Annotated in this window: 4 protein-coding genes; all 4 read left to right on the top strand. The window is 67.8% G+C overall.

Annotation, left to right across the window (positions count from 1 at the left end; all coding sequences use genetic code 11):
• Positions 1-70: 70 nt before the first annotated feature.
• On the top strand, positions 71-502 hold the full coding sequence (locus J7E68_RS18960) for a flagellar biosynthetic protein FliO (protein WP_251049171.1): 432 nt from the start codon (positions 71-73) through the stop codon (positions 500-502).
• Between the two features lie 119 nt (positions 503-621).
• Positions 622-1,455, top strand: coding sequence for a flagellar type III secretion system pore protein FliP (gene fliP / locus J7E68_RS18955; protein WP_396652526.1), 834 nt, complete (start codon positions 622-624; stop codon positions 1,453-1,455).
• The gene (gene fliQ / locus J7E68_RS18950) at positions 1,455-1,730 is read left to right on the top strand and encodes a flagellar biosynthesis protein FliQ (protein WP_060928149.1); all 276 of its coding nucleotides are present in this window, start codon (positions 1,455-1,457) and stop codon (positions 1,728-1,730) included. The genes fliP and fliQ overlap by 1 nt, the downstream gene beginning before the upstream one ends.
• Positions 1,730-1,970 (top strand): flagellar biosynthetic protein FliR (locus J7E68_RS18945; protein WP_215175094.1); only part of this gene is annotated, 241 nt, incomplete at its 3' end. The genes fliQ and J7E68_RS18945, both read left to right, overlap by 1 nt.

Raw genomic sequence — 1,970 nt, 5'->3', positions numbered from 1 at the left:
CGTGGTCGCCGAGGGCGACGTCGCGATCCGCGTCGAGCGCATCCTCGACGGCGCAGAGAACGTCTGATCGATGGATGACCTGCTCGTCGCGCTCCGCGCGATCGTCGCCCTGGGAGCGGTGCTCGGACTGCTGTTCTTCCTGAGCCGCCGCCTGCAGAAGTCGCAGGACAAGGGGGCGAGCCCGCTGGCAGGGCTCATGCCGAAGAAGCTCGCCAGGCTCTCCGAGCTCGTGCCGTCGCGTCCGGCCGCGACACCGCGTGCCCGCCCTGAGAAGATCACCGTGGTGGCGCGATCGGGCATCGGGGGCAAGGCGCAGCTGGTGGTCGCCGAGTTCGGCGGCATCCGCTACGTGCTCGGTGTGACAGAGCAGGGGATCAGCGTCGTCGACACCCAGGAGGCGCCTCCGATCGACGAGGAGCTGCCGGTCGCCGTCGAGGCGCCGACCGTCGCGAAGGATCTCCCCGACGACATCGTCGACCGCGCGCTCCGCTCGGTCGCCTGACGGCGATGGCGTCGACGGGTTACGAACGCCCCGTCACGTCGCGATAGTCGTCTGCGAGCACGGATCGCTCACACCCCTGGCTACGGATCGGCCACGTCACCCATCTTCGGAGTGCCGCCGTGCCCGTATCCGCCGCTGCCGTGCCGCCTGTGCGCGTGACACGCCTGCCGCGGCGCGCGTGGCTCGTGGTCTTCGCCGCCCTCGGCGTTGCGGCCGTGCTGGTGCTGCTCCAGACGACGGGTGCGCACGCCGCCGCTGCGGTGCTGCCGACCGAGACCGGCGACGGCGAGGGGGTGACGATCAACGGCATCAACGGCGCGCCGTCCGACAGCATCGTCACGCTGCTGGGCATCACCGTCCTCAGCGTCGCGCCGGCTCTGCTGCTCATGATGTCGAGCTTCACGAAGATCTTCGTGGTGCTCGCCCTGACCCGCAACGCCCTCTCGCTGCCGTCGATCCCGCCGAACCAGGTGCTCGCAGGGCTCAGCCTGTTCCTCACCCTGTTCATCATGTGGCCCGTGCTCACCGACATCAACGCGGTCGCCGTCGCGCCGTTCACCGACGGACAGATCGACTTCGGGCGCGCTTTCGAGCTCGCGCAGGAGCCGCTGCGCGAGTGGATGCTCTCGTACACGCGCGAAGAGGACATCGCGCTGATGCACCGCGCGGCGCAGATGGAGAACCCGACGGACCCCGCCGACATCCCGCTGCAGACTCTCGTCCCGGCCTTCATGATCAGCGAGCTGCGCGCCGCGTTCCTCATCGGCTTCATCATCTTCGTGCCGTTCCTCGTCATCGACCTCGTCGTGGCCAGCGCCCTGATGTCGATGGGAATGATGATGCTGCCGCCGGTCATGATCTCGCTGCCGTTCAAGATCCTCCTGTTCCTGCTCATCGACGGATGGGGCATGGTCATCACCGCTCTCATCCAGTCCTACAACGGCGGTGGCTGATGAATCCTGAAGCGGTCATCGACATCGGACAGGCGGCGCTCATCCTCGGAGCCAAGCTGTGCGCACCCCTGCTGATCACGGCGCTCGTGGTCGGCTTCGCGATCTCACTGCTGCAGTCGATCACGCAGGTGCAGGAGATGACGATCTCGTTCGTGCCCAAGCTCGTCGCCGTCGGCATCGCGCTGCTCGTGAGCGGCCACTGGATGATCGCCGAGATGATCGCCTTCAGCAATGAGATGTTCGCCAGGATCCCGTCGCTCCTGAACGGCGGCTGATGAACATCCCCATCGACTTCACCTGGCTCGAGGCCACGGCGCTCGCCTGCGTGCGCATCACCGCGTTCCTGGTGATCGCTCCTCCGTTCAGCCATGGGACGATCCCCATGCGCATCCGTGCGATGCTGGGCGCCGGCCTCGCCCTCGCGGTGTCGCCGGTGGTCACCGAGGGCTACGAGCAGCTCGACCCGGGTGCGTTCATGCTCGCCCTCGCCGGTCAGGCGCTGACCGGAGCCCTGC

The organism is Microbacterium sp. ISL-103, from assembly GCF_018613995.1.
Lineage (GTDB): Bacteria > Actinomycetota > Actinomycetes > Actinomycetales > Microbacteriaceae > Microbacterium.
Note: the sequence above shows the minus strand (reverse complement) of the source record. Positions and strands in the feature narration are given on the sequence as shown.